At 45.9% G+C, this 7,062-nt stretch carries 8 protein-coding genes; all 8 read right to left on the minus strand.

Annotated features, from left to right (window positions below):
• A partial coding sequence (locus tag V7Z64_RS09945) for an NADH-quinone oxidoreductase subunit M (RefSeq protein WP_334110278.1) occupies nt 1-1,097 on the minus strand: 1,097 nt, incomplete at its 3' end.
• Complete coding sequence (nuoL, locus tag V7Z64_RS09950) at nt 1,097-2,953, minus strand: NADH-quinone oxidoreductase subunit L (protein ID WP_297992102.1); 1,857 nt, start codon at nt 2,951-2,953, stop codon at nt 1,097-1,099. The genes V7Z64_RS09945 and nuoL, both read right to left, overlap by 1 nt.
• A 59-nt stretch (nt 2,954-3,012) precedes the next feature.
• On the minus strand, nt 3,013-3,324 hold the full coding sequence (gene nuoK / locus V7Z64_RS09955; protein WP_297992105.1) for an NADH-quinone oxidoreductase subunit NuoK: 312 nt from the start codon (nt 3,322-3,324) through the stop codon (nt 3,013-3,015).
• Entirely contained in the window at nt 3,321-3,830 is a 510-nt protein-coding gene (locus V7Z64_RS09960; RefSeq protein ID WP_003396986.1) for an NADH-quinone oxidoreductase subunit J, read from the minus strand. The genes nuoK and V7Z64_RS09960 overlap by 4 nt, the downstream gene beginning before the upstream one ends.
• Entirely contained in the window at nt 3,827-4,246 is a 420-nt protein-coding gene (nuoI, locus tag V7Z64_RS09965) for an NADH-quinone oxidoreductase subunit NuoI (RefSeq protein WP_003396988.1), read from the minus strand. The genes V7Z64_RS09960 and nuoI overlap by 4 nt, the downstream gene beginning before the upstream one ends.
• Before the next feature lie 22 nt (nt 4,247-4,268).
• Nucleotides 4,269-5,270, minus strand: a complete 1,002-nt coding sequence (nuoH, locus tag V7Z64_RS09970) for an NADH-quinone oxidoreductase subunit NuoH (protein WP_003396991.1) — start codon at nt 5,268-5,270, stop codon at nt 4,269-4,271.
• Nucleotides 5,270-6,370 carry an NADH-quinone oxidoreductase subunit D gene (locus tag V7Z64_RS09975; RefSeq protein WP_297992107.1) on the minus strand — a complete coding sequence of 367 codons (1,101 nt, stop codon included), beginning with the start codon at nt 6,368-6,370 and terminating at the stop codon, nt 5,270-5,272. Before V7Z64_RS09975 ends, nuoH begins: the two co-directional genes overlap by 1 nt.
• 3 nt (nt 6,371-6,373) lie before the next feature.
• Nucleotides 6,374-7,062: NADH-quinone oxidoreductase subunit C (locus tag V7Z64_RS09980; RefSeq protein ID WP_334110282.1), on the minus strand; the 689-nt coding region annotated here is incomplete at its 5' end.

Consider the following 7,062-nt stretch of genomic DNA (forward strand, 5'->3'; position numbering starts at 1 on the left):
ACGAAGAAGAATAAAAACGCCGCGATAAATCCGTGTGACACCGCTTGGAAAATCGCCCCTTGTATTCCCGCTTCGTTAAGAGATCCAAGGCCGATCAATACAATGCCCATATGCGATACGCTCGAATAAGCGAGCACCATTTTAAAATCGGTTTGTCTAAACGCTAAAAACGCGCCGTACAATAAATTTACAACTCCTAAAACGATGAGCCATGTCGAAAATTGTTGGAATTGCCCGGGAAATAATCCGAGGGCGATGCGAACGAGACCGAAAGCACCAATTTTTAACAAAACCCCTGCATGCAGCATAACGACAGAAGGTGGCGCTTGTACGTGCACGCGCAACATCCAACGATGAAGCGGCACGATCGGCAATTTTACCCCAAATGCGACAAGCAAGGCGATAAACAATCCGTAACGAAGATCGTCGGAAATTGGCGAAATGGTTTGCATTTGCGCAATCGGGTCCGTCAATATGTGGCGCAACTCCGCGATATTCGCTGTGCCGGTGCGCGCAAACAAAATGGCGATCACAATTAACAAAACGGCTGAGCCGAGACCGTTATAAATTAAATAACTATACGCAGCTTTTTCTTTTTCGAAATAGCCCCATTTTCCGATTAAGAAAAACATCGGAATGAGCGTCAATTCGAAAAAGATGAAAAAGAGAACGAGGTTGCTTGCCGCAAAAACGCCAAGCATGCCGATTTCAAGCAATAAAAACAGTTGAAAATAGCCTTTCCATTCTTTTTGAATGGATATGGAAGCAAGCGCAGCGAGCGTTGCTAAAATGGTTGTTAGCACGATCATGACGAGCGCAAAACCGTCGACGTGCAGTTCATACGCCACCGTAAAATCCGTTTCCCTTAAAAACGGAAACTCGCCAAACCGAATCCATGAACGCTTTTCTGTCAGTTGACTGACGTCATAACCATTTTGATATTGCCAAAAAGCAAACAACGATAAACATAACGATGGCAACGTCGCCAACACACCGAGCCATTTAATCGCTTTTTCTTGCTCTTTCGAAATGAAAGAAAGAACGAGTATACCTAAAAGCGGGGAGAAAATTAAGAGCGATAAAAAGTATGGTTGCATTATAAATACCCCCCTGTCACCGCAAAAATGACGACGAGAATCGCTAAAGCAACAATCGTGACCGTGCCGTACATTTGTACTTGACCGTTTTGTAGACGCGAACCGATTCGTCCGATGCCGCGTGTCGCTGCTGCAAGCGACCGAGCTATTCCTTCGACGAGGAAGCGATCGATGTATTCAAACAGCAAGCTGATGAATGCGGTCGCACGAATGACAGTCAGTCCGTAAAACTCATCGACGTAATATTTATTCATCAGCACATTGTACGTCATCGGAAAACGCGACGATAGCCAATCACGAGCGGTCGCCCGTTTGCCATATATGAGCCATGCGAGCGCAATGCCGCATAATGACACGATTGTCGCAACAATCATAATCCAACTCGGCCCTTCCATATGTGCATGCCAGTTCGTTCCCTCTGTCAACCATTCGCCTAAAAACGCTCCCCACGGTGTTTGGACGTATCCAGAAACGACAGCAAGCACGCCGAGTACAATCATCGGAAACACCATAACCATTGGCGATTCGTGGACGTCGTGGACGCTCGTTCGCGCTTCCCCTGCAAACACAAGGAAAAATAAGCGGAACATATAAAACGCTGTGAAAAAGGCAGCGATAACAGCGACGATAAATAAGCCGACGTGCCCGTGCGTCCACGCGGCAAGTAAAATTTCGTCTTTGCTGAAAAAGCCTGAGAACAACGGAAACCCGCTAATCGCTAACGTTCCGATTAAAAAGAGCGGCGCGGTCCATTTCATCTTTTTCCATAATCCGCCCATTTGTTCAATATTTTGCGTATGCACCGCATGAATGACGCTACCTGCCGCTAAAAAGAGGAGCGCTTTAAAAAATGCATGTGTCATCAAATGAAAGATGCCTGCGACATATCCAGCTGAACCGAGCGCCAACATCATGTAGCCGAGCTGGCTGACTGTAGAGTACGCGAGCACACGTTTAATGTCTGTTTGTACTAAGCCGATGGACGCTGCGAAAATAGCGGTAAATCCACCGACGTAAGCGACGGTCATCATCGCCGTCTCACTCGCTTCATAAAGCGGGAACAACGTCGCCACTAAATATACCCCAGCTGCAACCATTGTCGCTGCGTGAATTAATGCGGATACAGGCGTTGGACCTTCCATCGCATCCGGAAGCCACGTATGAAGCGGAAATTGACCTGATTTTCCGACAGCACCGATAAAAACGAGAATGGCGCTTAACGTGATGACCGTAGTTGATATATCCCCATTTTGTAACGCAGCAAAAATGGCTTCATATTCAAAGCTTTTCACTTCAAGGAACAATAAAATCATGCCGATCAGCAAGCCGACATCCCCGATGCGCGTCATAATAAACGCTTTTTTCGCTGCAGCTTTTGCTTCTTCTTTGTAAAAATAAAATCCGATCAATAAGAACGAGCCGAGACCGACAAGCTCCCAAAACATGTACGTTTGCAATAAGTTAGGCGATATGACGAGCCCAAGCATCGCAAAAGTAAATAAGCCTAAATATGCATAAAACACCGAAAAGCGCTCATCACCATGCATATACCCTTTCGCATACGTATGTACGAGAAAACTAACAAGCGACACAACAACGAGCATGAGTGCGTTTAACGCATTCACTTCAAAACCGACCGTCAATTGTACATTCCCGATCGTAAGCCATGTGTATGCTTGCTTGTATGTTGGCGCCGTCCATCGCTCATACAACACTCCGAGCGCATATACGAGCGAAATAAACGTCAACAACATCCCTACATACGCGCTTCGTTCTTTTAACTGCTTGCCGACGACAAGCAGCACAACAAACGATACGAACGGAAAAAGCGGTATGAGCCATGCGTTTTCCATCATCGTTCAATCATCCCCTTTTTCAGGTGCGTTTATATATTAACCCCTTTGTTTCCCATCCTTTATCGTTTCATCGCATCGACTTCATCAATATGAATCGTTTTACGGTTGCGGTATAGCGCAATTAAAATCGCTAAACCGACCGCTGCTTCTGCGGCGGCAACGGTAATTGTAAACAGCGAAAATAGTTGCCCTGTAATGCCTGGATTCACCCCATATTTACTGAACGCCACTAAGTTTACGTTGACCGCATTTAACATGAGCTCAATACAAATGAGGACGATCACCGTATTTCGTTTTGTTAACGCTCCGTACAGCCCGATGCAAAATAATAAAAGCGCAAATACGAGATAGGCGGATAACGGTACGCTCATTCTCCCTCCTCCTTATCATCTTTTTTTGCTAAAATGACGGCGCCAACGAGAGCAACAAGCAATAATACAGATGTTAGTTCAAACGGAATGACGTATTTAGAATAAAGGGCGATCCCGATTTGTTCCGTATTGTTTTCATGAAGTCCAACCGCTTCCGTACCGAAATCAAGCGTGCGAATGCCGATGTACATAACCGCACCGAATGCTACCGTACCGAGCAACGCGAGCGCTTTACGAAGCGGGCTTCCTGTCGATTGTCCGTCATCTTGGTGGCGCGTCAACATAATGCCAAATAACATAATGATCGTAATTGCTCCGGAGTAAATGAGCACTTGTACTGCCGCAACAAACTCAGCAGATAAAAGCACGTAAATGCCGGCGAGACTGACGAACGTAAATACAAGGGCGACGACCATATGGACGACTTTGTTTAAATTTAACATAAATATGCCGCCGCCTAGCGCAATGAGCGCAAGAACGAAAAATGCGAGATATTGTCCGCTCATGGTTTATTCACCTTCCGCACGTTCGTATCGTTTTCGTCAAGCCACGTTAAATCTTTAAATAATTCATCGCGGCTATATTCCGCTAATTCAAAGTTGTTCGTCATAACAATTGCCTCGGTCGGACATACTTCCGTACATAAATCGCATAAAATGCAAATTTCAAAGTTAATGTCATACGTATCAATAATTTTTCCTTTTTTCGTCGGGTCCGGATGCTTTTTGCCCGTCAGCTGAATACAGTCGGTCGGGCAAATGTTTGCACACTGATTGCAAACGATACATTTTTCCGGATAAAACTTTTGAATGCCGCGAAAGCGATCCGGAAGCGGAAGCGGTTCATTCGGATAATCGTACGTCACTTTTTCTTTCGTTAAATTTTTCAGCGTATACGCTAATCCTTTCATTAAACCGAGCATTTCTGCCCACCCACCTTTTTATTTAAAAAAATAGTTGTTTTACAAGAGCTGTCACGAAAATGTTCACGAGTGCGACAGGCAATAATACTTTCCAGCCAAACTCCATCAATTGATCGGCGCGGACGCGCGGGAACGTAATGCGGAACCAAATGAATAAAAAGACGACGAGACTAAACTTTAAGGCAAACCAAACCGCTCCTGGAATAAAACCGAGAAACGGAAGCGGATGCCATCCCCCTAAGAAAAGAACAGTTGTTAAAGCTGCCATCGCAAAAAAGTATACGTACTCTGCAAGCATGAAAAACGCCCAACGGAAGCCAGAATATTCTACGTGGAATCCTGCAACAAGCTCCGATTCTGCTTCCGGCAAGTCAAACGGCGTCCGGTTTAACTCTGCCACAGCGGCGATGAGGAAAACGAGAAATCCGATCGGCTGCGCAATAATAAACCAAACATCTTTTTGCGCCTCAACAATGTCGTTTAAGTTTAAACTTCCCGCCAACAAAATGACACCGATGACCGACATGACGAGAGGCACTTCATATGAAATCATTTGCGCGGCTGCGCGCATGCCTCCAAGTAGTGCATATTTGTTGTTGGACGCCCATGCGCCTGTCACAACGCCAATCGTCGTTAATCCTGATACCGCGATGTAATACAACAAGCCAACGCCAATATCGGCAAATTGCAACGCATCAGTAAACGGCAACGCTGCAAGTACCATAAAGGCAGGGGCAAACGCGATAACCGGCGCTAAAATGAATAACGGCCGATCAGCTGCCTTCGGAATCGTATCTTCTTTCAACAGTAGTTTTAATACGTCTGCAACGGTCTGCAATAACCCCCAGCGACCTCCAACTTGGTTCGGGCCGATGCGTCCTTGCATAAATCCCATCACTTTTCGTTCCGCTAAAATGCCGTACGTAACAAACCCTAATACAACGAGCAACAGCCCGACACCAATCGCGAAAAATATCGCAACGTTCGTCCAGCTCGGCGTCGACTGTAAAAGTTGTTCCATCATCATCCATCGACCTCCCCAAGCACGATATCAATCGCGCCAAGTATCGCAATTAAATTCGCGATATTTTCCCCTTTTAATAGTTTCGGAAGGATTTGCAAATTGTAAAATGACGGTCGACGGAATTTTAAGCGGTACGGCTCTTTTTTCCCGTCGCTCGCAATGTAGCACCCAATTTCTCCGCGCGGCGACTCGATGCGGACGTATGCTTCTCCCGGCGGCGCTTTAATGATTTTTGGCACCTTCGCCATAATGTCGCCTTCATGTGGGAATTGTTCGCACGCTTGTTCAATAATGCGAAGCGATTGTTCAATTTCAGCAAGACGGCATTCATAACGGGCGAAGCAATCACCTTCCGTACGAACAGGCACGTCAAAATCAAACCGGTCGTAAATAGAATACGGATCATCTTTTCGTAAATCCCATTTTACACCTGTACAACGCAAATTGACCCCACTTAATGAATACGCCAACGCTTCTTCTTTCGTGTACTTTCCAACCCCGATGACGCGATTGCGGAAAATTTCGTTTCCTGTGACGAGCTCATGATATCCTTCCAACTGTTTGCGCATATACGGAACGAACTGCTTCACTTTATCGATCCAGCCGTCTGGCGCATCCCATTTCACACCGCCAACACGCATGTAGTTAAACGTTAATCGCGCCCCTGACAATTCATTTAGTAGATTAATAATCATTTCTCGCTCGCGAAACGCATATAAAAACGGACTGACCGCCCCAATGTCAAGCAAATACGTCCCCCACCAAACGAGGTGGCTCGCAATGCGGCCGAGTTCCATCGCAAGCACACGCAAATATTCGGCCCGCTTCGGCACTTCAATGCCCATCATTGTTTCTACCGCATGGCAAATGACGTAGTTGTTCGTCATAGCCGATAAATAGTCCATGCGGTCGGTGTACGGAATGATTTGTGTATATTGTAAATTTTCAGCGATTTTTTCGGTGCCGCGGTGAAGATAACCGATGACAGGAGTCGCTTCTTTAATGATTTCCCCATCGATTTTTAACACGAGACGAAACACGCCGTGTGTGCTCGGATGTTGCGGTCCGACGTTTAAAAGCATCTCCTCTGTTCTAAGCACATTTTATCCCTCCATATCGTACGGCTCGTAATCTTTTCGGAGCGGATAGCCGACCCAGTTCTCCCCTAAAAATATGCGAATGAGTTGCGGATGACCTTCGAAACGAATGCCAAGTAAATCGTACGCTTCGCACTCTGGCCAATTCGCCCCTGGCCAAAGCGGAACGAGGGAATCGATCACCGGATGGTCACGATCAATTTTCACTTTCAACGCAACAGATTGGCGATTTTTATAGGAGTACAAGTGCACGTACACTTCCATATGCGTTTGAAAATCCGTTCCGTGCAACTCCGATAAATAATCAAAACTTAGCTGCTCATTATATTTTAAAAACTCAGCCACTTTAAAATATGTATCTTTTTTCACAACGAGTGTCGGTACGTCTTTCGACAAACGATTGATGTAAGCGTTTTCTAGCACGTCTTTTCCGAGATGTTGTTCAATCACTTTGACGTATTTGTCGAGATATGGCTGATTTGGTGAAGGTTTTTCCTCTTTTTGTTCAGCGACATCTGCACTTTTTGCTTTTGCTGCTGCTGCAACTTTTGCTTTCGCCGCCGCTACCGCTTTTTTCTTCGCCAATTCTTCTTCGCTTAGTTCGCTTGATTCCAGCGCCTTTTGTTTCGCCAGCGCTGCAGCTTTCGCTTTCGCCGCTGCTGCCGCTTTTTTCTTCGCCAACTCTTCTTCGCTTA

This window comes from Anoxybacillus sp., from assembly GCF_036834105.1.
Taxonomy (GTDB): Bacteria; Bacillota; Bacilli; order Bacillales; family Anoxybacillaceae; genus Anoxybacillus.